Source organism: Rudanella lutea DSM 19387 (assembly GCF_000383955.1).
GTDB lineage: Bacteria > Bacteroidota > Bacteroidia > Cytophagales > Spirosomataceae > Rudanella > Rudanella lutea.
Map to the genome: position 1 here is coordinate 2886142 of NZ_KB913013.1, position 25514 is coordinate 2911655.

Consider the following 25514-nt stretch of genomic DNA (forward strand, 5'->3'; position numbering starts at 1 on the left):
CGTTACGTTCAGATATTCAGGTAGCCCAAAACGGACGTCCAGTTGATAAAAAACCGCAGGGCAATAATCAGGGCCAGGCTCAGGACCATAGCAAACACATACGAGCCGATGGAGCCGTTCTGCACCAGCCGAAGTTGGCCCGACACGGTCCGAACCAACCAGGCTACGGCACCCACCACCCCATCGACAACGAATTCGCCAACGCTGTAGAGCCCATCGCCCAGTGCCCGCACCGGACGTACAATGAGTACTTCGTAAAATTCGTCGATGTAATATTTGTTGTAAACCACTTTAGCGGGCAGCGACCGCTCGGCCGAATCAGGAGCGGGTACGGCCGCGTTGCGCACATACATAACGTAGGCAACAATAGCCGACAGCAGAGCTACCCCCGCCGAAATCCCCATGAGCATCAGTTCTTCGCTGGCTCCCATGGTATGCCCACCAAACGCAGCCGGGTTCACCTGCTGCGATCCAGCGTACAACGGTGCCATAAACTCGGCCAGAGCAGAGTGGCCACCGAGTGCGTGCGGTACATTCAGCAAACCACCCACTACCGACAATACCGCCAGCACCATCAGGGGCAGGGTCATGGTCAGGGGCGACTCGTGCAGATGATGTTTTTGTTCGGCCGTGCCCCGGAATTCACCGAAGAACGTCAGGAACAGAAGCCGGAACATATAGAATGATGTCATGGCCGAGCCCAGCACACCCAATGCCCAGAGGACTTTGTTATGCTCCCAAACGTGCGCCAGAATTTCGTCTTTCGAGAAGAAACCGGCAAACGGCGGAATACCCGAAATGGCAATGGTACCAATCAGGAAGGTCCAGAACGTAATAGGCAGGTACTTGCGCAAACCACCCATATTACGGATGTCCTGTTCGTCGGACATGGCGTGAATTACACTACCAGCCCCAAGGAAGAGAAGCGCTTTGAAGAAAGCGTGCGTCAGTACGTGGAACATACCGCCCGTATAAGCCGCCACACTCAGGCCCAGGAACATGTAGCCGAGCTGCGACACCGTTGAGTAAGCCAGTACTTTCTTGATATCATTCTGCAACAGACCAATCGATGCGGCCAGCAGAGCCGTTGCCATCGCAATACCACCCATGATTTCGAGCGTCAGCGGAGACAGGGTGTACAGTACGTTGGACCGAACCACCATGTAAATACCGGCCGTCACCATGGTAGCCGCGTGAATCAGGGCGGATACCGGCGTGGGGCCAGCCATTGCATCAGGCAGCCAGGTATAAAGCGGAATCTGCGCCGACTTACCCATGGCACCTACAAACAGCAGCAGCGTAATGGCCAGCACCGTTTTGTCGCCAATGGTCATACCCGTTGCCGAGGCAAACACATCGCTGTATTCAACCGAACCAAAGGTGGTAAAGATGAGGAAAATGCCCAGCAGGAAGCCAAGGTCACCAATCCGGTTCATCACGAAGGCTTTGCGGGCGGCATTATTGTAGCTGGTGTTGGTGTTCCAGAATCCGATAAGCAGATACGAACACAAGCCAACACCTTCCCAGCCAATAAACATGATGACGTAGTTGGAGCCCATCACCAGCAAGAGCATGAAGAACAGGAACAGGTTCAGGAAAGCCATAAACTTACCATACCCTTCATCGTGCTTCATGTAGCCAATGCTGTAAAGGTGAATGAGTGAGCCTACACCCGTCACTACCAGCAGCATAATCAGCGAGAGCTGGTCGATCTGGAAGGAGAAGTTAATATGCAGGTCGGCCACGCTGATCCAGTCGAACAACAAGGCTTTGAAGGGTTGATTACCCCCTGCCCGGAAGTTTGAAAACAGGCTAAGAACCGCCAGAAATGACAGCACCGGCCCAGCTACGGCCAGCGGCCCTACCAACGACGCCGGAACCCGACGGAACCCCAGACCATTGGCCACAAAACCAAGAAGGGGCAATAGGGGAATAAGAATACAGAGTAGTTCAGCTTGCATAGAAACAAGTTTTCAGTTTGCTGTTTTCCGTTTTCAGTCATGTTCACCGGTTGCAACATGGGCAAGTCGCCCGGCGCAACGGTAAACAGAGAGCTGTAAACCGAAAACTCGCTTTACCATTTCAGTTTGTTGAGGGCCCCGATATCAATTGAGCGCGTATTACGATAGATCATCACAATAATGGCAAGCCCAACCGCAACTTCGGCGGCAGCCACAGCCATGATGAAAAAGACGAATACCTGCCCCGTCGGATCGGACTTGTACGACGAAAAGGCAATGAGGAGCATGTTGACGGCATTGAGCATGAGCTCAATCGACATGAAGATTATGATGGCATTACGCCGGGTCAACACACCGATAATGCCAATCACAAACAACGCTGTACTAAAAATGAGATAATAGTTGAGCGGTATTTGTTGAATGACCTCCGGAATGAGTACCTGCTGAGTGGGTTGCATAGTGAACCGGTAATGTAAAAGTCGCGCAAATGTAATGATAAAAGTGTGTCGGTGGATAGCTGACTTCTTTCGTCGAGAGCCTATCCGACCGAATTTGGCCCTAAAACGGGCCTCCGTCGGCACATACTCACTTCGTGCCGTTGGTAAACATCCGCAGCCGGATCTCGGTCAGTCGGCGTTTGGTGTCGAGCGGAAACTCGCCTTTGAGCATCCAGTCGTAGAAAGAAGGCTCTTTTTTAAGCACATCCAGCACGGCCACGCCCTTGTGTTTACCGAAGTTGAATACCTCTTCGCCTTTGTCGTTGTAAATAATCCGCCCGGCCAGGTCCACGTTTTTATTCATGGTCAGCGCGTGCAGAAAATCAACATCAGGTTGGAATACCACCGCCCGGCCAGCCTCGTCTTTGGCGGGCATGCCCTCGTACCGGGCCATTTGGGCACTGAGTACCTCGAATGTAGCCAGGGTATCGGCCTCGGCACTGTGAGCATTCTCGAGGTCTTTGTTGCAGTAAAACTTATAGGCTGCCGAGAGGGTGCGCGGCTCCATGAGATGATAAATCCGCTGGGCATCAATCATCCGCCGGTTTCGCATGTCAAAATCAACGTTGGCCCGCAGAAACTCCTCCACCAGCAAAGGCACATCGAATCGATTGATGTTGAACCCGGCCAGGTCGCAGCCGTCCAGAAACTGCGCCAGCACCCGGGCCACGGCTTTAAACGGCGGTGCATCGACTACATCTTCGTCATAAATACCATGAATCAGGCTCGACTCTACCGGAATCGGCATACCGGGATTCACGCGCTGATTTTTGATCACGACTTCGCCCGAGGGCATCGCCTTAACAATGCAGATGTCGATAATTCGGTCCTTCGCAATGTTAACCCCCGTGGTTTCGAGATCGAAGAAAGCCAGCGGTTTACGAAGTTGTAATTGGTGCGTCATGGGTCAAGTAAATAAAGCTCTCTGGTTAGTACCGTGTTTCCGGGTGGGCAACGGAACCACAAAAGTATGAAAAGCGCCACGAACAATCTTCAGTAAAGTGGTAGACAAGTCCGGCGGCACTTGCCGCTACCTACCTCACTACCGCGCAAAAACCGCCGACTATCAAGTAAGCAAACCGGTCTATTATTCTTTTACGACAAACCCTTACAACGTTTATCGTTTCTAGTTTTTGGTTTACGGTTTACTCCATTCAGACACAATTTACGTGCCGAGTGCGCCAATCAACCCACCATACCGCTACGAACGAAAGACCAAAAACCACGTATCACGTATGAATACGAACCGGCTCGACCGTCGCGATTTCTTGCAGAAAGCGGCTCTGGCAACCCTCGCGGGCGTTACGTTGCCCGTTCTGGCTCCGGCCAACCACATCCGCACAGCCGATAATGTGGTGCTGGGCCACAACACACACCGGTACCGGGTAGTACCCAACTGGGGCGTATTGGACGCGGGCAAAAACCCCGTCAATGACTGCCACGAAATGGTGGAAGATGCCAAAGGGCGGATCTTTTTGCTCACCAACGAAACCAAAAACAACGTCCTGATTTACGACAAATCGGGTAAGCTGCTCGATAGCTGGGGAACCACCTACCCCGGTGCTCACGGCCTCACTATTCTGAACGAGGGGGGCGAACAGTTTCTGCTCATCAGCGATAACGCCCGGCGGCAGGTAATCAAAACCGACCTCAAAGGCCGCGAGATCATGAAGATCGACTACCCCCGAGAAACCGGGGTGTATGCCCATGCCGGTGAGTTTACCCCGACCGAAACAGCCGTCAACCCGGCCAATGGCGACATTTACGTGGCCGATGGCTATGGGGCCAATTACATTACGCAGTACGACGCCAAAGGGCGGTACATCCGGCACTTTGGCGGCAAAAGCAACGACGCGGCTGTAAACGATAAATTCGACTGCTGCCACGGCGTACTTGTCGACACCCGTAATAAGGCCAACCCAACCCTGCTCGTTACCGACCGGCGGCATCAGTGCTTCAAGCGGTTTACCCTCGACGGCAAATACCTGGCGACCATCCCGTTGCCGGGCACCTACATTTGTCGGCCGGTACTGCACGGCGATTACATCTTTGGGGCCGCTTACCGAAGCACATCCGATCAGTACCCCAACTCGGGCTATATACAGATTCTGGATAAAAACGATAAGGTCGTTTCGACCCCCGGCGGTACGGCCCCTGTTTACCAAAACGGCAAACTGCAGGAGCAACAAAAAGACCGGTCGTTTATGGGCCTCATGCACCCGCACGACGTACACGTCGACAGTGACGAGAACCTGTACGTAGCGCAGTGGAGTTCGCAGAAAACGTATCCGATCAAACTCGAACGCATCGGCTAACTACATGATACTTCTCCAGGCCCCGTCGGATTGGGCATTGTTTTTTGGTCATTTCCACCCGCTCATTGTGCATCTGCCCATTGGCTTTCTGCTGATTGCCGGGCTTCTGGAAGTGGGTCGGCGGTTGGGAGCCGTCAGCCTGACCGATTCGGTTATCAGCCTGATTCTGTTCTGGTCGGCGGTGAGCGCCACGGTAGCCTGTTTGTTTGGGTATCTGCTCTCGCTGGGGGGCGGCTACGAAGCCGAAATTCTGGAAGAACACCAATGGCAGGGTATTGGGGTGGCCGGTTTTGCCTGGGTAGCCTGGCTGGTTAAGTCGGAGCGGTTTGGCGACCGTATCCCGTTCGGGTCGTTGCTGTATGTACCGGCATTGGTCGTCTCTATTGTCTTGCTGATGGTGGCCGGGCATCATGGGGGGGCGCTCACGCACGGGTCCGACTACCTCACGCAATACACGCCCGAACCCTTCCGGTCATTGGCGGGTATGCCTCCGCGCAAAGAAACCGAAGTAGCCATAAAACCGCTGGCCGACGTGAATCAGGCACTGGTGTACGAGCAGGTGGTCAACCCCATTTTGCAGGCCCGGTGCGTACAATGTCACAACGCCGAAAAATCGAAAGGCGACCTCCGTTTCGATACGGCCGAGATGCTCCGCAAAGGGGGCGAAGGCGGGCCGGTATTTGTTCCGGGCAAAGGGCTCGACAGCGAGTTGATTAAGCGTTGCCTGCTTCCGCTCGACGACGATGAGCATATGCCGCCCAAAGGCAAAACGCAGCTTACCGACAGTCAGGTGGCTATCCTGAGCTGGTGGATTGATCAGGGAGCGCCCTTCGACAAAAAAGTGGCCGACCTGCCCGTGACCGATGCCGTAAAACCGGCTTTGGCCCAGCTGGGTAGTGGTGCACCGGCAAGCGGCAGTAGTTCGACATCTGCGGCCCCCACCGGCCCGGCCCCCGAACCTGACGTGCTCACTATGCAGGTACCCGCGGCCGATGCGGGTGCCCTCGAAACCGTACGCAAAACAGGCTTGCTCGTGATGCCCCTGTCGAAAGAGCAAAATCAGCTTGAAGTGAGCGCCGTAAATGCCCGCACGTTCAGCGATGCCGATGCGGCTGCCCTTACCGCTCTCGATGAGCAGCTGGTTTGGCTGAAACTGAGCAATACGGGCATAGGCGATGGTGCCCTGGCGCAGATTGCCAAACTGAAAAACTTGCACAAACTGCATCTGGAGCAAACCAAAATCACCGATGCGGGTCTCAAAAATCTGAAAGGATTGCCCCATCTGGCGTACCTTAACCTGTACGGTACAGCTATTTCCGACGCTGGCCTGGCCGAACTCGCGGGCATCAAAAGCCTACGAACTCTGTATCTGTGGCAAACGAAAGTAACGCCCGCTGGCATTGCCCAGTTGAAAAAAGCGGCTCCTCAGCTCGAAATTATTGGCGGGCTCAACGAACAGGCGATTGCCAGCTTTGCAACCAGTGTAACCCAAGCGGCTATTGAGTCGCCCAAAACAACCAAGCAGTAAAGTGGCCTGATTTTTGATACACGGACCGTTTCATTTTGAATAGTGTTAAGCGTCTATTGATCAGGCAATTTAGCTACTAAAGGTGCTTTTTTTGTAAGGCCAACGTACCAGTCAGTGTACATTGGCCTTTTTTCGTACAGTTTTTGCCTATATCGTACGTGTTCTGCACGGTTATGACAAAAGCACTACTCACACTTTCCCTCTTACTGATTTCTACAGTACTCTACGCACAACTGGCGGTGCATACGCCCCAGCCACGCATCGTGTACCAACGCAACAATCAAAACGGAGCCCAGGTCCCGATTGCCGGCTCATGTCCGGCGGATGCCAACCGTATCGAAGCCCGCGTGGAGGCTATGGTACCGGGGCAAGGTATCGCTACCAACTGGACGATTATTGACCCCGCTCCCCGTAACGGACGTTTCAGCGGACAGTTATCGGTACGGGGGGGCTGGTATCGGCTTGGGGTACGAGCCTATCGGAACGGCGACCTACTGGCCGAAACAACCGTTGAGCGCGTAGGCGTGGGTGAGGTCTTTATTGTATCGGGGCAATCCAACGCACAGGGCAACCCCTGGACGCCCGTTGCCGGTGCCAGCGACGACCGGGTATCGGTGGTCGATTTCCGCGACGAAAACCTGCCGGAGTTTAACCTGCCCCTCACATTCAGCCATGCGAGTGCAGGCCGCAAAATGGCCCCCTACAACTTTCTGCACGTATTCGGTATGCTTGGCGACCGGCTTACGGCCCGGCTCAATGTGCCGGTGCTGTTTCTGGGCGCGGCCTACGGCGGTACCAACAGCAATGTCTGGCGGCTGTCGGCCCAGGGGCAAGACCCCGGCGGTACGCCCGGCCCCTACCTGCAACCTTATCGGGCTATGAGTGCCGCCCTCGATCACTACGCCCGCCGAACGGGCGTTCGGGCCGTGCTGTGGCATCAGGGCGAGTCGGACAATGGGTTCCGGGGGCAACAGGAATACGTGGCCAACGTTAAGGTCGTCATCGACAAAACCCGCCAGCAAAGCGGCTACAGCCGACTGCCGTGGATCATGTCGCGGGTTTCGTACATCGGCGGCCGCACCGACCCGGCCATCATTGCCGGTCAGAACGAACTTATCAACACCGTCGAGGGTGTTTGGCCAGGCCCCGAAACCGACCTGTACACCAGCCCCGACGACCGGGGCGATGGCCTGCATTTTAGCGGTAATGGCCTGGTCCGGTTTGCCGACCTCTGGAACAACAGCCTGACCGATCAGTTTTTCAGCCAATCGCAACCGGGTACGCTCACCGGCAGTTCTCCCGAGATCACAACGGGCCTCATTGTACCCATTGGCGCCCGGTCGGGGCAAACCATTACCGTGCCGTACGTTCGGCCCGAAGGATTCACGTCTGACAGCCCGTTTGTGGTGCGGCTTTTCACGGTCGATGGTCAGCAACTTGCCGATTTGGGCACGGGTACGCAAAACCCACTGACCGTTCGGTTGCCCGAAACACTGCCCACTGGCACGTACACCGTTCGGGTCGATGCCACCAACCCGGCCATTGTGGGGCGGCCAAGCCAGCCATTTGGCGTAACGGCTCCCACGCCTATGCCGACCACACAGCCCGGTACGGCCACTTCGGTTCGGCGCATCGGCTACGAGTACGACGCCCTCACGCATGGCTTCAACCTATTTGTAGATGCCGACGGCCCTGTCGAAGTAAAAGTGCAGCGGCTCAATGGCACCTTTGCCGACAACGGTTGGTTTACGACCAATGCCGGGGCGTTTCGGGATTCGTACAATTACACCCGCTTTTATCCGCCGGTGAGGCCGGGCGAAGGTGGGGTCGAAGCTGGTCAATACCTGATTAGTGCCCGCCGTATTGGTCAGCCCACGTCCGAAAAAGCAATTGCCGTTGTGCTGAGTGGCGGTTTTCGCACGATTTTTCCGGCCAACGAAACCCCTACCACTCCACCGGTAGAAACACCCTCTACTCCGCAAACGCCAACTACCCCACAAACGCCAACAACCACCAACTCCACCGTGGCTGGTTTGCGTAAAGTGGGCTATAAATACGATGCGCCAACCCACGGGTTCCAGTTGCTGACCGATGCCGACGGCCCCGTTGAGGTGCGGCTCGAGCGGCTGGACGGACCCTTTGCCGAAACCGGCTGGGGTCCGGTCACCTCCTTCACGGGTGAGTCGGGTTACACGGCCCAACGGTTTTACGCGCCCGTTGCTCCGGGCGTTGGGGGCGTAGTAGCCGGCCGGTACCGACTGTCGGCGCGGCTCACATCGCAGCCCGATGCTGTCATTACCTCCGAGGTAACTCTGGCTTACGGTGTATTTTCAATCTTTATCGCGCAAGCTCCCGTTACGCAACCGGGCTCTACCACCTCTGCAACTACCACACCCCCAAAAACGGGCACGGTGGCCGCCGGCATCGACCGACTGGGCTACAAATACGACGCACCCACCCACGGGTTCCAGGTGTTGGTAGCCGCCGAACGCCCGGTGCAGATTAGCCTGGAGCGAATTGATGGTCCATTTGGCCCAACCGACTGGCAAACGGCCGTTTCGTACACGGAGCAACCGGGCTACTCCCAACAACGATTGTACCTACCTGTTTCGCCCGGTGTAGGGGGCGTAGTGGCAGGTACGTACCGAATCAAGGCACGGCTGGTCAACCAGCCCGACACCGAGGTTTCAGTTGAAGTGGTGCTACAGTACGGCGTTTTTCAGGCATATCCGCCCCAGCAACTCATACGGGCACCGCGAGCCAATGACAAGCTTCAGCCACGTGTGGTATCGGGTTGTGCAGGCTGCGTTCCCTTGCAGGTACAACGTGAATATTAATCAGACGACGGGTCGGTTCAGGACAGACCATTCATTTATGGTCTATTTTGCCCGGTTTGTCGTAGAAATTGTCATTTAGCGTTTAGCAGAAAGGACAATTCTTATTTTTGTATATATGCGCTATCCGCATTGTGCAAAAATTTAGTCCCGATTATGCTGCGTCGCCCGAATACGCTGCTTCGTCACGCTTCCCTCATCACAACCGTTGGCATTCTGGAACTGGCCCTTGGGCTCGGCTCCTGCCAACGGTCGGTTGAAAAGCCCGCAGAAATTGTCGCGGCCGAAGCCAACCTGCCCGAAAAAGTCGACTACAATCTGCACGTCAAGCCGATTCTGTCGGACCGGTGTTTTGCCTGCCACGGCCCCGACCAGAACAAACAAAAGGCCGGGCTCCGGCTCGACACACCCGAGGGAGCTTACGAAGCACTGACCGAGAGCGGCAACACAGCTATCGACCCCGGTAATCTGGCCCATAGCGAGGTGTACCACCGCATCGTCAGTACCGACCCCGATTACATGATGCCCACGCCGGCCTCCAACCTGGCGTTATCGGTGGAGGAAAAAGCGACCCTCATCCGCTGGATTGAACAGGGTGCCGAGTACAAAGAGCACTGGTCGCTTACGGCCCCGACCCTGCCCGACGTACCGAAAGCGGGCGGTACCTGGGCTCGCAACGACATTGACCGGTTTGTGGCCCAAACGCATACCGAACACAACCTGAAGCCCGCTCCCGAGGCCGATCGGCTTACCCTGCTCCGGCGGGTATCGCTCGACCTAACGGGCTTGCCCCCTACCCCGGCGGAAGTAGATCAATTCATGGCCGACAAATCGCCACAGGCCTACGAAAAAGCCGTTGACCGATTACTGAAAAGCCCCCACTATGGCGAGCGGCAGGCCGTCGACTGGCTCGACCTGGCCCGCTACGCCGACACCCACGGGTATCAGGACGACGGCCTGCGGACCATGTGGCCCTACCGCGACTGGGTAATCCGGTCGTTTAACCAGAATCAGCCCTACAACACGTTTATCACCTGGCAATTGGCCGGTGACCTGCTGCCCAATACCGGCAACCGCGCTACCGACCGCGACCGGCTGATTGCCACGGCGTTTAACCGCAATCACCAGCAAAGCCAGGAAGGCGGCATTGTGCCCGAAGAATACCGGCAGGAGTACCTGGCCGACCGGGCAGCTACCTTCGGAAAAGCCATGCTGGGAATGTCGGTCGAATGCGCCCGCTGCCACGATCATAAGTACGACCCCATCAGCCAGAAAGATTATTACGCGCTGACCGCTTTTTTCGCCCAAAACAACGAATACGGCCAGATTCCGTACAACGGCGAACCCTCCCCGCACATTACGCTGCCCACGCCCGAAGCCGACGCCAAGCTGACGGCTATCCGAAAGCGCATCAGTACGCTCGACCGCGCCCAACAGGCCGACGAAGAAGGCGTAAAGCAACGGTTTACCGACTGGCTGGCGAAGGCCGAAAAAGCGCCCCAAACAGCCCTGTTGCCCGCCCGGAAAAACCTGGTCATTTACGTGCCGTTCGACCAAAGCAAGGACGTGCCGGTGGAGTCGAAAAAGAAAGACGAAAAGAAGCCGGACGAAGCCAAACAAAAGTTGGTCAAGCCCCAGTCGCTCGTTCGGCTCGCGTCGCTCAAACAAGACTCCCCGAAAGCCGCCGAGCCTAAGGCCGAACCGCCCAAAATACGCCGGTTGTTCGCCAACATCGCCAATGACACCCTCCCCCTCGAAACCCAGGGCGATCTCGACTACCCGATTCCGTTTGTAAAAGGAGCCGTTGGGCGCGGGGTCAGGCTCGTGGGCGAAAGTCGGCTTCAGCTCAAAGGGGCCGGCCGTTGGGAACAACCCGAAAACGACTGGGCCCGCCCGGCCTGGTTCGAACGGCATCAGCCCTTTACGGTAAGCCTTTGGGTTAATGTCAACGATCCCAAACTGGAAGGTTCACTCTTCAACCGCGATTTGGGGCCTTTTAACGGATTCAGAGGGTACCGGCTTCAGCGACTACCCGACGGGCGGCTGGCGTTTCGGATGAGCTACGTATGGCCCGACGATGCCATCGACATCGAAACCCGGCAACGGCTCCCCCTAAACCACTGGATGCACCTGACCATCAGCTACGATGGCAGCAGCCGCGCCGATGGGGTACAGTTTTATGTTAACGGCAACCCGACAGCCACGCGGGTAATGACCGACAACCTCACCCAAAGCACCGTTTGGGGTAAAAACCATAGCTACTGGGGGGCCGGAACGCCCAACTTCTCGATTGGGCATTCGCACGATCAGAACTACAAAGGCTACGCCGTCGATGAAGTGCGGGTATACAACCGCGCCCTTACCCGGCTGGAGGCTCAGTCGCTGACAGTGCAGCGCGATGTGGTGCGCGAGGCCTTACAGAACCCCGACCGAACCGAGGCCCAACAAGCCGACCTGTTTGCCTATTACCTGACTAATTTCGACGAGTCGTACAAACAACGACAAGCCGCGCGACAAGCTCAACTGGCCGAGGAAACCCGGATTCTGAACGAGCAAATCGACGTGATGACCATGAGCGAACGTCGGTACAAGGTGGCCACACACTTGCTCAAACGCGGGGCTTACGATGCCCCCGGCGAGCGGGTCGAGGCCGAGGTACCTCATTTTCTACCTCCACTCGACAACGAAACGCCCGACCGACTGGGGCTGGCCCAATGGCTACTCCGCTCCGACAACCCATTGTTTGCCCGCGTAGCCGTAAACCGAATCTGGCAGCAATATTTCGGGCAGGGACTCGTAAAAAGCAGCGACGACTTTGGGAATCAGGGTAACCTGCCCTCGCACCCCGAACTGCTCGACTATCTGGCGGTCCGTTTTCGCGACGGTTGGTCTGACCCCGCCGGGAACGTGGGGCCGTGGGATGTGAAAGCCCTGCACAAACTGATTGTACTTTCGGCCACGTACCGGCAATCGTCGAGCGTGCCGCCATCGGTGCGCGAACGCGACTTCGACAATACCTACCTGAGCCGGGGGCCCAGTTACCGGCTGAGTGCCGAGCAGGTACGCGACAATGCCCTTGCCGCCAGCGGCTTACTGACTCGCCAGATTGGCGGACCGAGCGTACACCCGTACCAGCCCGCGGGTATCTGGGAGGCCCTGGCTACGCGCAACGCCGTGAATTATGTGCAGAACCACGGCGACAGCCTGTACCGGCGGTCGATGTACACAATCTGGAAACGGTCGTCGCCCCCGCCCATGATGCTCAACTTCGACGCGGCCGAGCGGCACACCTGTACCGTAAAACGACAAAAAACATCGACCCCGCTACAGGCACTGGTTACGCTCAATGATCCTCAGTTTGTAGAGGCTGCCCGCGTGTTGGCCCAGAAAGAGGCCGAAAAGCGAAAAAGCAATCTGGCGAACAGCGAAGAGATAATACATGCCTTCTTCAAGTCGATTGTTGGCAGGCCCGCCCGTCCGCAGGAAGTCGGCCTGATGCAACAGCTCTACGCCGAAGAACTACGCGATTTCCGGGCCAACCCCAAGCGGGCAGCCGAGTTGCTCACCGTGGGTGAATACCCCGTTGCCCGGCAACTACCGCCCGAACAGCTCGCAGCCTGGACGGTGGTAGGCAACACGATTATGAATTTCGACGAAGCCATTGTAAAGCGATAAACCACAAGGACCTTTGGAGCAACCATCCAGACCCTGCTACCGATAACCACTATGGACCTTCAGGATCAACTCCACGATATGATGAGCCGCCGGACGTTTCTGGGGCAAACCGGTGCCGGTATTGGTACGCTGGCGCTGGCGTCGTTGCTCAATCCGGGTACGGCTTCGGCGGCCGCGGGTCCGGCGCTCGGCAAACCGCATTTTCCGCCTAAGGTAAAGCGGGTTATCTATCTGTTTCAAAGCGGGGCACCCAGCCAACTCGAACTGTTCGATTACAAACCCCGGCTCGAAACCATGTGGGGGCAGGAGCTACCCGAATCGGTGCGAAAAGGGCAACGCCTGACCGGCATGACCGCCGGGCAAAGCCGGTTTCCGCTGGCGGCATCGGCCTTCAAATTTGCGCAACACGGCCAAAGCCGTGCCTGGGTGAGTGAGTTGCTGCCGTACACGTCGCGGGTGGTGGATGACCTGTGCTTTATCAAAACCATGCACACCGAAGCCATCAACCACGACCCCGCCGTTACGTTTATCCAAACGGGCAGTCAACAGGCTGGTCGGCCCAGTTTTGGCTCGTGGGTGAGTTATGGCCTCGGCTCCGACAATCAGAATATGCCCGCGTTTGTGGTGCTGCTTTCCAAAGGCCGCAACGGCGACCAACCCCTCTACGCCAAGCTCTGGAGCAACGGTTTTTTGCCATCGGTGCATCAGGGAGTGGTATTTCGGTCGGGCCCCGACCCGGTTTTTTACCTCAACAATCCGCCCGGTATTGATCGGACGAGCCGCCGACGGATGCTCGATTATCTGGCCAAACTGCATCATGAGCAGGCTAAACACGTGCTCGACCCGGAGATCGACAACCGAATGCAACAGTACGAAATGGCCTACCGAATGCAGGCCTCGGTGCCCGAAACCCTCGACCTCTCCAAAGAACCCAACTACATTTTTGACCTGTACGGCCCCGATAGCCGGCAGCCCGGCACGTTTGCGGCCAACTGCCTGCTGGCGCGTAAACTGATAGAAAAAGATGTGAAGTTTGTGCAGCTTTACCATCAGGGTTGGGATCAGCACGGCAACCTGCCCAACGACATCAGGGTGCAAACCAAAAGCGTCGATCAGGCATCGGCGGCTTTGGTGATGGACCTCAAACAGCGCGGCCTCCTCGACGATACGCTCGTAATCTGGGGGGGCGAGTTTGGGCGTACCAACTATTCACAGGGTAAACTGAAAAAAGACAACTACGGCCGCGATCATCACCCGCGTTGCTACACCATCTGGATGGCGGGTGCGGGCATAAAAAAGAGCTTCGTGTACGGCGAAACCGACGAATTTGGGTACAACATCGCCCGCGACCCCGTACACGTGCACGATTTTCAGGCCACGGTGATGCACCTGATGGGCGTAGACCACGAGAAACTAACCTTCAAGCATCAGGGGCGTCGGTACCGGCTAACCGATGTGCACGGCAAGGTGATAAAACCCCTGCTGGCGTAGTCGAAAAACCAATCGATTAATAGCCGATCTTCAGTACTGGACATTTGGACTTCAGACATTAGACGTTAGACTTATTACCATTCTGTAGGGAGGTCTAACGTCTAATGTCCAACATCTAATGTCCAGTACTGAGTAGCCGATCTATCTTGAACCAAATCATAAGATTAAGCACTCGGGCCTTGCCCATGCAGGCGATTTACCGGACAATCACATTTGAATAGCCTTACCTTTGCCCCATGCAGCAACAGATTGATACCTGGATTCGTAGCCTGATCCGGTGGTTTGGATTTGTTCCCAACCGTGACCTGTCGGGCTGGATTCTGTTAATTATTGCCGTTCTGGCGGGGCTTATTGTTAACCTGATCGTGACGCAAACGATCCGGTTTGTGAACCGAAAACGCCCTTCGCAGGCCCTGGGTTACCTACGCACCTACGTACGCTGGGCATTTTGGGCGTTTGTACCTTCCCTGTTTTTTCTATTAGCCACCAACATACAATCGGCGCGGTTTATCCGACGTCATCCCGTAGCCGACAAGGCGGCCGAGGTGCTGTTTCTGATAGCGGCTACCTGGCTGGTGGTCCAACTCCTGAAAGTAGGTGAGCTGCTCCTGGTGCGTCAATACGACACCACGCAGGATGTAAACCTCTCGCAGCGAAAGTTTGTCACGCAGGTTCGGTTCGTCCGGCGGTTTATTGTTTTTCTGATTTTCATTATCAGTGGAGCCCTGCTCTTACTCACCTTCCAGGGAAGCCGGAAAGTAGGTCTTAGTGTGCTTACCTCGGCGGGGGTTTTCTCGGTCTTGATTGGTTTTGCGGCCCAAAAAACCCTGGCTAACCTGCTGGCCGGTATTCAAATCGCCTTTACCCAGCAAATCAGGCTCGACGATGCCGTGGTGGTCGAAAATGAGTGGGGCCGTATTGAAGAAATCAACCTGACCAACGTGGTGGTCAGGCTCTGGGACCGTCGGCGGCTGATTTTGCCTATCACGTATTTTGTCGAAACCCCGTTCCAGAACTGGACCCGCTCCGATGCTTCCATCACGGGGGCGATTCTGCTGTATCTGGATTACAACGTACCGATTGAGCGACTCCGCGAAAAAGCCCGCGAGTTTGCCGAAGCCGACCCGCTTTGGAATCAGGACGTTTTTGCCGTTCAGATTACCGACACCACCCCTACGGGCGTCATTGTCCGGATTCTGGTCTCTGCGGCCGACGCTCCCTCGGCCTTCGACCTGCGTTGCCACCTGCGCGAGGCCATTATTGTGTTTTTACGGGAAGAATACCCCGAGAGCCTGCCCCAAACCCGGGTTCAGTTCGAGCCCGCGCGGATACCCCAAAATGGCGAGGCAGGCAAAGGCCCTGTTGCAGACTTAACAATTACATAACATTGGATTCCCCGGCGCGTGGCTGGTTTTGCAGACCTTTGTGGTGGTTTAGTCAAACCAGAAGCTTGTATCTAACTTAAAATCACTATGTTCGGCTTAGAGACCGGCATTTTTATCCTGCTCGCATTCTGCATTTTAGCCGCTTGCGTCTTCGAATTCATCAACGGCTTTCACGACACCGCCAATGCCGTTGCCACCGTTATTTATACCAACTCGCTGCAACCAACTCAGGCCGTTGTCTGGTCTGGATTTATGAATTTTCTGGGGGTAATCACCGGGGGCGTGGGTGTGGGTATGAGCATCGTAAACCTGCTTCCGGTCGAGTTGCTGATTGATCAGAACGTCTACCACAGTATAGCCATGGTGCTGGCGCTTCTGTTCAGCGCCATTATCTGGAACTTTGGGACCTGGTATTTTGGTCTGCCCGCGTCAAGCTCGCACACGCTGATCGGGGCCATTATTGGCGTTGGGCTGGGTTATGCCGTTCTGCCCGACAACGAAATGGGCATTGCAGCCGTCAACTGGGACAAAGCCAAGGAAGTGTTTGCAGCCCTGTTTCTGTCGCCCCTGATCGGGTTTAGCCTTGCCGTAGTACTCATGTTTGTGCTGCGCCGGTCGCTCAACAAAGAAGTGCGCAAGCAGCTTTTCGACGAACCACAACCCGGACAGGCACCACCGGCCTGGGTGCGCGGTATTTTGATCATGACCTGTACGCTGGTGAGCTTTTTTCACGGCCGCAACGACGGTCAGAAGGGTATCGGTCTGGTTATGCTTATTCTGATCGGTATTTTGCCCGCTTATTTCGCCGTCGACAACCGACTCGATGTGCAGCAACTCCGCCCCGACCTGACGGTTGTGGAGCAGAAAATTGCCCTTATCGACACCACGCTGCTCAACGTGACCGAGAAAGCCCGCATTGCCCAGATCAAGGCGAGTGCGCAGAATCTGGAGAAGGTGCTGGCCGCCAACAAAATCGAACGCGAACACGCACTCGACGTTCGGCAGGCCCTGCTCACGATCAGCAGCAATGTGAAGAAACTAAACGAAAGTGAAGCCGTAAAGCTGAGCGACGCCGACCGGAAAGCCCTGAGTGCAGCCGCTACGCAGGAAGAAAAAGGCCTGCGGAAATTTACTGACCACGCACCTTTCTGGGTTATTCTGATGATTTCGCTCTCATTGGGCTTCGGAACCATGATTGGCTGGAAACGGATTGTGGTGACCGTGGGCGAAAAAATCGGCAAGAGCCACCTGACCTACGCGCAGGGGGCATCGGCCGAGCTGGTAGCGGCTGTTACCATCGGTATGGCGTCGGCCTTCAAAGTGCCGGTTAGTACCACGCACTCGCTCTCGTCGGGTATTGCCGGTGCTATGGTGGCCAGCAAAGGCATCAAAAACCTGCAAGCCGGTACGATTCAAAACATTATGCTTGCCTGGTTGCTGACATTGCCCGTTGCCATTCTGCTCTCGGCTACGCTGTTTGTATTCTTCCGCTGGCTTCTATAAAAAGTAGTTTAGAGTTTAGGGTTTCCGGTTTAGAGTTGGCCGCTACACAGTAAGATCAGGGTTTCATACCTCCCCTCTGAACGAGTCTGACACCAACGCAAAGGGGAGCCGGTCGAAACCGGCTCCCCTTTGCTGTTAAACGCTTTGGCGGCTTACTTAGACGTAGCCATAACCATTTTGATGTTCAATTTGGCACCCGTTTCGAGTACGCCTACCAGATCCTGAACCGTCAGACTTTTGTCGAACCGAACCACCACCGTGGGCTCATCGATACCGGCCATAATCGCCTTCAGCTCATTTTCGAGGTTTTCGGGCGCAACCGGCTGCTTATCGATAAAATACTGCTTGTTGGCATCCACTGAAAGCGTCACCTGCTTTTTGCTCAACTGCTGCGACGACGAAGCCTTGGGCAGCATCAGCTTAATTACATTCGGGTTGGCCACCGTCGAGATAATCAAAAAGAACAACAACAGGAAGAACATGATGTCGTTCAGCGACGAGGTGGCCACTTCGGCGGCAAACTTATTTTTTCGGCGTAGCTTCATAGTAGTGATGAGTTATGAGCGATGAGTTATGAATGAGTAGTTGTCCACTCATCGTTCATAACTCATCACTCATCGCTTCTAGCGAACCCGAACGTTTTCGGTAGGCTTTTGGAGCACTTCCAGAAACTCGAACGCGTTCATTTCGAGCCGGAGTGTAAACTTCTCGACCATCATATTGAGCAGGTGATAGCCCGTGTAGGCAATAACCCCCACAATAAGACCAGCCCCTGAGGTAATCATTTTTTCGTACAGACCACCGGCAATAATCCCGACGCTGATGTTGTCGGATAGCGAGATGTCGTAAAAGATTCGGATAATCCCCGAAATGGTCCCGATAAACCCAAGCATGGGCGCAATACCGGCAATTACCCCGAGGTAACCCATGTTGCGCTCAAGGCGTCCCAGTTCAATCTGCCCAACGGTTTCGATGGTGCTCTCAATTTCGCGGATGGGGGCCCCGATCCGGCCAACGGCTTTTTCAAACACGCGGCCAACGGATGTTTTCTGATTCCGGCAAAACGACTCAGCCGATTTGATATTCCCCTGCAGCACCATGTCTTTCACGTTGTCGACAAACCCTTCATCAACACGGGTTTGCGCCCGGATCACAAAGAATCGTTCGAAAATGATGTACAGGGCCGCGAAGAAAAGGATGGCGATGGGAATCATAACCCAGCCCCCTTTGGCAACCAGGTCAATCAGTTGCAGGCTTTGTTGGGGGGCCACTCCCGTAGCAGCGGAGGCCGATGCGGCCGTGTCAAGAGCCGGAACCTGAAGCAAAATCATACAGTAATCGTCGGAGGTTGAAAGCAATGAGCGGCAGCGCATTACCTCGGTGTTAACGAGAAGCCTTTGCCGGATATTGTTAATTTACAGTGTCAAACTCCAGATATAAGGCACTCAGGGAGCACCTTATACCCGTAGCCACATGTTCAAAGATAGCAAAGGGTACGCAAACCGGGGCGTAAAATTAGGAAAGGGCGGGGCTCAGGGCTTCACCAGAATCTTACCCCAGCGCCCGTGCCGCTCCGAATGTTCAACGGCTTCAACGATCTGATCAAGTGAGTACGTTGCTTCGACAGGCAACTGAATCTCTCCCGACGCCAGCATCGAAATAACATTCTGCGCCACCTCCTGCCGGGTTTTACTATCGGTCCGGCGCATCCAGTCGGTGAGCCAGAAACCCCGAATCGTCAGCTCGCGGAAAATCATCAGCCCCACGTTGATCGACGGGTCTTGCAGGCTCAATAAGCCGTAAATGAGCATCACCCCGCCTTTGCCGAGGCACTTGATGGCCTCGCTTGCGGTGTGCCCGCCCACGGCATCGAGCACGCAGGATACACCCGCTCCGCCCGTGATCTCGCGGACGCGGGCGGCCATATTTTCGGTTTCGGTGTTGATCACCTCCGTCAGGCCCAAGGCTTTCAGCTCGTCGTTGAGGTCATCGCGCCGAACGGTGCCGATAGTCTGAATACCTTTCTGTTTACAAAGCTGAATAACCATTTTACCAAATGCCGACCCGCAGGCAGTGAGCATGAGCCACTGCCCAGCCTGTACGCCCGACTCCTGCACCATGGCAAAGGCCGTAAACGGATTCACAAACAGTTGAGCGGCCACCTCGTCGGGCATGGCGTCGGGTACCGGAATCAGGCTCCGGTGGTGCGCAATCGTGTATTCAGACCAGGCTCCAACGCCCGAAAAACCCACACGGGTCCCCGGCTGAATTGACACGCCATCGCCGACTTTATCGACAATACCAACTCCTTCAAAACCCGCGCCCGACGGCAGCTGCGGCCGGATACCATACAGATTTTGCACAAACATAATGTCCGACGGGTTGATCGGGCTGGCAAGCACTTTCACGCGTACTTCACCCGGGCCGGGCTCAGGAAGGGGGCGTTCAACGGTGCGGAGAATTTCGGCGGGTTTGCCGGTTATTTCAAATTCGATAGTTTTCATTCGTGATGAATTGGGTATGAGTCTCAAAAATATGGCTTAATTAGCACAAAATATCACTCTCAGAAGCCGGGCGACCGACCCTGAATCGTAACCTAAACCAACGGCCGCTCTATTCTCTTGTAAAACTTATGCAAACCTCTCCTTTCCTGGGTGAACTGATTGGCACGATGGTGCTGCTTTTGTTGGGCAATGGCGTTGTTGCCAATGTCGTATTGAAACAAACCAAAGGCGAAAACGCTGGCTGGATAGTCATCACTACCGGCTGGGCCTTTGCGGTTACGTTTGGCGTATTTGTCGCCAAAGCCTTCGGCAGCATCGACGCCCATCTGAGCCCCGCCGTAACGCTTGCCTTTGCCGTCGCAACGGACGATTACAGTAAAATTCCGTCGTATTTTCTGGCGCAGATGATCGGCGCTTTCCTGGGGGCCATTCTGGTTTGGCTGCACCACCTGCCCCACTGGGGCGCCACGCCCGACCCCGGCAACAAATTGGCCTGCTTTGCAACCGGGCCCGCCATTCGGAATTACGGTGCCAACTTTCTGAGCGAAGCGCTGGGTACCATTGTACTCATTCTGGGCCTGGCGGGCATTTCGTCGAAAGGCCTCGGGCAAATGGCCGTGGGCGTAGGGCCGTATCTGGTGGGTGTGCTGGTATGGAGCATCGGTCTCTCGCTCGGCGGCACCACGGGTTATGCCATTAACCCCGCCCGTGACCTGGCCCCTAGGCTGGCGCACGCCGTATTGCCCATTCCCGGCAAAGGGTCGTCCGATTGGGGTTACGCCTGGGTTCCGGTGCTCGGCCCACTCGTCGGAGCCGCCATCGGCGGGTTGCTGATTGCTTGGTATAAGTTATAAAAAGGGAGGAAGGGAGAAAAGGAGAAGGCAGAAGGCAGAAGGGGAACAGATTTTCCTTTTTCCTTTTCCCTTTCCTCACCCCCACTCCCCTCCTCCTTCGAGCACCAATCCCTCGCCGTAAAGGCCCGCGGGGGTTTGGTAGCCAGGTTGCCAGTTGCCATTGAGTACCTTGCGGGTGATGATCAACGCCATGGTGGCGGTGAGCGTGTAACCTTCGGGGCATACCAGCCACGCTTCAACCGACTGCCCGGCTTTGTTCTCGGCCCGCCCCCACACCAGCGACCGCGACCGGTTGCGCACCCCGGCGTCGGGGCCGGTGAGCCGCTTTTCAATGCGGTTTTGCAGAAACCTCCGCACTGGCTTACTACCCAATAGCCAACCCAGCGCGTTACCCAACCGCAGCCCCCGAATCATGCCCGGCGTCATGGCCATGTACGTTTCGATATTCGGAATGCCCGTTGTCGCGTAAGCCGTCGACAAATCGCCCCACGGAATGGTGGCACAAACCCGCTTTCGGCCCGGCTCAAAGGGCACCTCCAACGTTTTGTAGGCATTCGGAACGCCTTTTAGTTGCCCATTCTGCCGAATAAGCCCATCAGTCCCCAGGTTTTCGACGGCGGTGAGGGCCGTGCCCCGCGACACGCTCCCCCCGTCGTTGGCGAACGCCAGTTGCAGATGCGTCGCATCGGGGAGTTTGTTTTTCAGGTGCAGGGCCATGCAATCAGTAGGGACAACATCGAACCCAACACCCGACATCAGCATAACCTGGCGGTCTACGGCCTGTTGGTGCAAGGCTTTCCCCTGCTCAAATACAGCCACTTCGCCCGTAATATCCAGATAGTGCGTTTGAGTACGCAAACAGGCCTGCTGCATGGGTAAGGCCGTTTTGGAAAATGGCCCGGCACAATGCAATACCACCGGAACACCCGCCAACGCAGCATCGAGTGATGCGGCATCGGTCAGATCGGCCACGCGGTACTCCAGCCCATACTGCCGGGCCAGCAGGGCTATTTTTTCGGCATTGCGCCCGGCCAGAATCGGCGTTAGGCCGTAGTGAGTAGCCTGTTCAATAATAAGCCGGGCGGTGTAGCCATTGGCTCCGTAGAGCAGAAAGTCCGGGGTCATAGCACAAGGGGCATCGGGTTCATACATACAACCCGATAGTGCGGGGTAAGTTACCCCTCTTTCACCTGTTTTGGCTACAAACTGCTACATACACTTCACCCAAAAAGCCGTTAAGGGTTGCCAACAAGCGGTCATATACCAGCGTTGACAACCCTTAATGGCTTCGTTTAGTGTTCTAATTGGGCTTACATAAGGGCCCGGCGGAACAAAATGAGCCGCTCATGCAATGCATACATATCTACACCCGACCGATACACCCCGTTGGCATTGAGCGTAAACACGCGCGGGCCAATGGGCAGCGTGTTGTACTTAGCCAGCGCATTAAACCAGGTAGCCCGGTCTTTGTAGGGGGCCAGCAGCAACTGGCAACGGCTGAGGTACCGGTGTTGCTTGGGTGTCCAGACCGGCCGCTTCAGATAAGCCGACTCACGGCCGTTGAGCAGGTCGGGCAGGGCTTCGGGCGGAGCCATAGGCAGCAGTTCGGCCAGCAGGTACAGGCCCAGTTCGACGTTGAGGAGCCGGTTCGCTACCTGACCCGGCAAGTTGTGGCCATAGCGCAGGCGCGTAGCCAACGGCTCCTGCCAGCGCATCAGATGCTGCGTAGCCGGGGCGATTCGTTGCGAAGATTGAAGAAGCGTTGCCGTGTTCATAATCAGTATTGTTGTTTACTGTTCATGACAAATTTGCAACCCCCAAAACGTAATCTTTTTACGTTCTTCTATCCTTGCCGACTTTTTTTCAATTTTTTTTCTTCCCTACCGAAAAGACCTCCGGCGTTGCAGCCTGACCGGGTATAAGGCAAGCTCATCAGACCCGGCGGCACGGAAGATTACAGGATAAACAGGATTTTCTCCGACCTGAATGAATCCTGTTTATCCTGTAATCCTGTCAAAAAACGTGTCCTACACCCCTTGACCAAAAGCCACCACTGATTCGGTAGAAATTCGTTTATTCCATATTATCTGCGGCCAAGTCGCGTCCGTTTATCACAATTCACGGGTTGGTCGGCCACAAATCGCTATTTTTACCCAATCAACAACCTGAAGAGCGCTTAGCGACCGCGTGAAACCATTCGTTTTTACCCGCATCCAGTACACCTCCGGCGATTGGGATACCGATCAGCGGATGCCGGTCAACCTGTTGCATTCGCTGGTCGAATACACCAAGATTCCGGTCGATCAGAAAGAGCGCGTGGTGCTACTGAGCAGCAACGACCTGTTCCGGGCGCCGTTTTGCTACCTCAGCGGACACAAACTGGTGGAGTTTTCGGCCGTTGAGCGCGACCACTTCCGGCGGTATGTGCAAAACGGCGGCTTTGTATTTGTCGACGATTGTAACCACGACATAGACGGGCTTTTTGCCAAGTCGTTTGAGCAGGAAATGGCCCGCACCTTCGGGCCCAAAGCCCTGCAAAAAATCCCGAACAACCACCCCCTTTACACCTGTTTCTTTAAGTTTTACGACGGCCCGCCAACCACCTCGTTTGAGCTCAATGGCTGGGGCGACGACCTTGTGCACGACTACCTGAAGGCGGTGATGGTGAACGGACGCATTGGAGTTTTGTACAGCAACAAGGATTACGGCTGTGAGTGGGATTATGACTTCCGGAACAAGCGGTTTCTGGCCGAAGACAACACCAAATTTGGGGTCAATATTGTAACGTATGCTTTAACCTAAGTAATAGCTGGCAGTGGCTGTAGACAGCTTAATCCAGTCTGACGGCCTACCCAACTGCCAACTGCTACCGTCAACTGCTACTTTTTTTGAACACACAACACTACAAACAACTCGTCAGTAAGCTACCGCTGCTGAAAGCGGAAATTGGAAAAGTGATCGTTGGGCAACACGAAGCCATCGACGAGGTGCTGATTACCCTGCTGGCGGGCGGCCACTGCCTGCTCGAAGGCGTACCCGGCCTGGCTAAAACCCTGCTGGTCAAAACCATGTCGGATGCGTTGGCGATGTCGTTTAAGCGGGTGCAGTTTACCCCCGACCTGATGCCCGGCGATATTCTGGGCACGGAGGTACTGGAAGAAGACCATCAGACCGGCCGGAAGTTTTTCCAGTTCAACAAAGGGCCCATTTTTGCCAATGTGGTACTGGCCGACGAGATTAACCGGACCCCGCCCAAAACCCAGGCTGCCCTGCTCGAAGCCATGCAGGAGTACCGGGTTACCTACAACGGGCAGGACTACCCACTGCCCCGGCCCTTTCTGATTATTGCCACCCAAAATCCCATTGAGCAGGCCGGCACCTACCCGTTGCCCGAAGCCCAGCTCGACCGGTTTTTGCTGTATATTCGGCTCGGCTACCCCTCCGAAACCGAAGAACTGGCCGTACTCCGTCAAACTACCGGTACCAGTCGACCAGCGCTGTCGACCATCTTTACGGATGAGGAAGTACTCGAACTGCAAAACCTCACCCGGCAGGTACACATCAGCGACGAACTGCTGACGATGGTCAACCGGCTCGTTCGGTCGACCCGGCCGGGAAGCGGCCCATCCGACCAAACGCCCGTGGCTTTTGTGAAGCAGTGGGGCGAATGGGGGGCGGGCCCACGAGCGGGGCAGGCCCTCATTTTGTGCGCCAAAGCCCGCGCCGTGCTCAACGAGCGGTTTTCGGTTATTCCCGACGACATTCGGGCGCTGGCGCACCCCGTGCTACGGCACCGGGTGGCGCTCAACTTCCGGGCGGAGTCGGAAGGCATCACCACCGACACGCTCATCGACAAGGTGCTGGCCGAACTGAAGCTCTGATCCGTATGCCCTATGCTTGCTCAGGAACTCATCAAACTCAATGACCTTCACCTTGCCGGCAAACTCGTTAGCGAGGAGCTTCGGCTGGGGCTGCACACCAGTCGGCGGGCGGGTGTAGGCGCGGAGTTTGAGCAATACCGGCACTACCAACCCGGCGACGACCCCAAACGCATCGACTGGAAGCTGCTGGCCCGTACCGACCGCCACATGGTGCGCGAATCGGCCACGGAAAGCAACCGCCAGATTCGGTTTCTGCTCGATTTGTCAGGCTCAATGAACTACGTCGAAAACGGCATTTCGCGGCTCAGTTACGCCAAAATTGTGGTGGCTTCGCTGGCTTACCTTGGCTTTCGGCAAGGCGACGACATGAGCCTGTATGGTCTGCAAAACGGTATCATGCAGCCATTGGCCAGGCCAGGGCATCAGGCGTTTCAGCAGATTGTAGTGGCTCTCGAAAAGGCTGAAGCCGCCGGGGCCTGGAACCCAACCGAGCCGACACTACCGCCGTTTGGCACCAAAACGAATGAGATGCTCATTGTGGTGTCGGATCTGTTGCAGGTCAACGACGAGTGGCTCGCGCTGGTACGAACGCTGGCGCATCCGCGCCGGGAAATTCTGCTGATTCAGGTACTGGGCGATCAGGAAATGGACTTCTCGATGTCGGGCTTTTTTCGCTTTCAGGATCTGGAAACCGGCCGGGAAGTGGAGATACAGGCCGAAGCCGTGCAGAATACGATTCGGGAGCGGGCCGCGGCTTACTTTCAGATGCTGGACGAAGGCCTCCGCGTGCCCAACGTGCAACTGACCCGCGCGCTCCTGAGCGAGCCGATCGCACTGGTGCTTCGGAGAGTTCTGGGTTAAGGGAATATGGTTTAGAGCGGCCGGTGTTCCGGTTTTTGGTCTTTAGTTTTTGGTTTATGGTCTTTAAGTGAATGAACAATGTAAAATGCATAATGAATAATTGTATTACCTGCTAATAATCAGCCATTTCATTACACATTTTACACTATTCATTTTACATTTAATTCTGTCTGACTACTTAGTTTTGGGTTTATGGCGGCTGCCAAAAATGACAAACCCCTTTTT

Annotated in this window: 19 protein-coding genes; 11 read left to right on the plus strand and 8 right to left on the minus strand. The window is 55.7% G+C overall.

Annotation, left to right across the window (positions count from 1 at the left end):
• Nucleotides 1-8: 8 nt before the first annotated feature.
• From nuoL to RUDLU_RS0111950, 3 genes are all read right to left on the minus strand, one after another.
• Nucleotides 9-1961 (minus strand): NADH-quinone oxidoreductase subunit L, encoded by a 1953-nt coding sequence (nuoL, locus tag RUDLU_RS0111940; protein WP_019988621.1) that lies wholly within the window; start codon nt 1959-1961, stop codon nt 9-11.
• A 113-nt stretch (nt 1962-2074) separates the two neighbouring features.
• Nucleotides 2075-2419, minus strand: a complete 345-nt coding sequence (gene nuoK / locus RUDLU_RS0111945) for an NADH-quinone oxidoreductase subunit NuoK (RefSeq protein ID WP_019988622.1) — start codon at nt 2417-2419, stop codon at nt 2075-2077.
• A 127-nt stretch (nt 2420-2546) separates the two neighbouring features.
• The gene (locus RUDLU_RS0111950; RefSeq protein WP_019988623.1) at nt 2547-3362 is read right to left on the minus strand and encodes a 3'-5' exonuclease; all 816 of its coding nucleotides are present in this window, start codon (nt 3360-3362) and stop codon (nt 2547-2549) included.
• A gap of 331 nt (nt 3363-3693) precedes the next feature.
• Between RUDLU_RS0111950 and RUDLU_RS0111955 the strand changes: the two genes are divergently transcribed.
• The 7 genes from RUDLU_RS0111955 (at nt 3694) to RUDLU_RS0111985 (ending at nt 17189) form a co-directional block, all read left to right on the plus strand.
• Nucleotides 3694-4773, plus strand: a complete 1080-nt coding sequence (locus RUDLU_RS0111955; protein WP_019988624.1) for a twin-arginine translocation signal domain-containing protein — start codon at nt 3694-3696, stop codon at nt 4771-4773.
• A gap of 4 nt (nt 4774-4777) precedes the next feature.
• Nucleotides 4778-6301 (plus strand): c-type cytochrome domain-containing protein, encoded by a 1524-nt coding sequence (locus tag RUDLU_RS27375; protein WP_019988625.1) that lies wholly within the window; start codon nt 4778-4780, stop codon nt 6299-6301.
• Between the two features lie 173 nt (nt 6302-6474).
• Nucleotides 6475-9138 carry a sialate O-acetylesterase gene (locus RUDLU_RS28765; protein ID WP_019988626.1) on the plus strand — a complete coding sequence of 888 codons (2664 nt, stop codon included), beginning with the start codon at nt 6475-6477 and terminating at the stop codon, nt 9136-9138.
• Between the two features lie 153 nt (nt 9139-9291).
• Entirely contained in the window at nt 9292-12810 is a 3519-nt protein-coding gene (locus RUDLU_RS0111970; RefSeq protein ID WP_019988627.1) for a DUF1553 domain-containing protein, read from the plus strand.
• Between the two features lie 51 nt (nt 12811-12861).
• Nucleotides 12862-14301: a DUF1501 domain-containing protein gene (locus tag RUDLU_RS0111975; protein WP_019988628.1), complete on the plus strand. Its 1440-nt coding sequence runs from the start codon at nt 12862-12864 to the stop codon at nt 14299-14301.
• Nucleotides 14302-14537: 236 nt separating this feature from the next.
• Nucleotides 14538-15686 carry a mechanosensitive ion channel family protein gene (locus RUDLU_RS0111980; protein ID WP_019988629.1) on the plus strand — a complete coding sequence of 383 codons (1149 nt, stop codon included), beginning with the start codon at nt 14538-14540 and terminating at the stop codon, nt 15684-15686.
• 87 nt (nt 15687-15773) lie between these two features.
• A complete protein-coding gene (locus tag RUDLU_RS0111985; protein ID WP_019988630.1) occupies nt 15774-17189 on the plus strand; it encodes an inorganic phosphate transporter in 1416 nt (471 codons plus the stop codon).
• 152 nt (nt 17190-17341) lie between these two features.
• On the opposite strand, the gene RUDLU_RS0111990 is transcribed toward RUDLU_RS0111985, so the two are convergent.
• From RUDLU_RS0111990 to RUDLU_RS0112000, 3 genes are all read right to left on the minus strand, one after another.
• The gene (locus RUDLU_RS0111990) at nt 17342-17734 is read right to left on the minus strand and encodes an ExbD/TolR family protein (protein WP_019988631.1); all 393 of its coding nucleotides are present in this window, start codon (nt 17732-17734) and stop codon (nt 17342-17344) included.
• A gap of 78 nt (nt 17735-17812) precedes the next feature.
• Nucleotides 17813-18520, minus strand: a complete 708-nt coding sequence (locus RUDLU_RS0111995; RefSeq protein ID WP_019988632.1) for a MotA/TolQ/ExbB proton channel family protein — start codon at nt 18518-18520, stop codon at nt 17813-17815.
• Nucleotides 18521-18721: 201 nt separating this feature from the next.
• Complete coding sequence (locus RUDLU_RS0112000) at nt 18722-19693, minus strand: zinc-dependent alcohol dehydrogenase family protein (protein ID WP_019988633.1); 972 nt, start codon at nt 19691-19693, stop codon at nt 18722-18724.
• Between the two features lie 128 nt (nt 19694-19821).
• Here RUDLU_RS0112000 and RUDLU_RS0112005 point away from each other — a divergent pair, with 128 nt between their 5' ends.
• Nucleotides 19822-20547 carry an MIP/aquaporin family protein gene (locus tag RUDLU_RS0112005; RefSeq protein ID WP_019988634.1) on the plus strand — a complete coding sequence of 242 codons (726 nt, stop codon included), beginning with the start codon at nt 19822-19824 and terminating at the stop codon, nt 20545-20547.
• Nucleotides 20548-20622: 75 nt separating this feature from the next.
• Here RUDLU_RS0112005 and RUDLU_RS0112010 read toward each other — a convergent pair whose 3' ends face one another.
• A complete protein-coding gene (locus RUDLU_RS0112010; RefSeq protein ID WP_019988635.1) occupies nt 20623-21672 on the minus strand; it encodes a saccharopine dehydrogenase family protein in 1050 nt (349 codons plus the stop codon).
• A gap of 185 nt (nt 21673-21857) precedes the next feature.
• Nucleotides 21858-22322 (minus strand): pPIWI_RE_Z domain-containing protein, encoded by a 465-nt coding sequence (locus tag RUDLU_RS0112015; protein ID WP_019988636.1) that lies wholly within the window; start codon nt 22320-22322, stop codon nt 21858-21860.
• A gap of 412 nt (nt 22323-22734) precedes the next feature.
• On the opposite strand from RUDLU_RS0112015, the gene RUDLU_RS0112020 reads away from it, so the two are divergent.
• The 3 genes from RUDLU_RS0112020 to RUDLU_RS0112030 all read left to right on the plus strand — a co-directional run bounded on the left by RUDLU_RS0112020 (nt 22735) and on the right by RUDLU_RS0112030 (nt 25289).
• Nucleotides 22735-23349 carry a DUF4159 domain-containing protein gene (locus tag RUDLU_RS0112020; RefSeq protein WP_019988637.1) on the plus strand — a complete coding sequence of 205 codons (615 nt, stop codon included), beginning with the start codon at nt 22735-22737 and terminating at the stop codon, nt 23347-23349.
• An 86-nt stretch (nt 23350-23435) separates the two neighbouring features.
• Nucleotides 23436-24428: an AAA family ATPase gene (locus RUDLU_RS0112025; RefSeq protein ID WP_019988638.1), complete on the plus strand. Its 993-nt coding sequence runs from the start codon at nt 23436-23438 to the stop codon at nt 24426-24428.
• A gap of 12 nt (nt 24429-24440) precedes the next feature.
• Nucleotides 24441-25289 (plus strand): DUF58 domain-containing protein, encoded by an 849-nt coding sequence (locus tag RUDLU_RS0112030; protein WP_019988639.1) that lies wholly within the window; start codon nt 24441-24443, stop codon nt 25287-25289.
• The last annotated feature ends 225 nt before the right edge of the window (nt 25290-25514 follow it).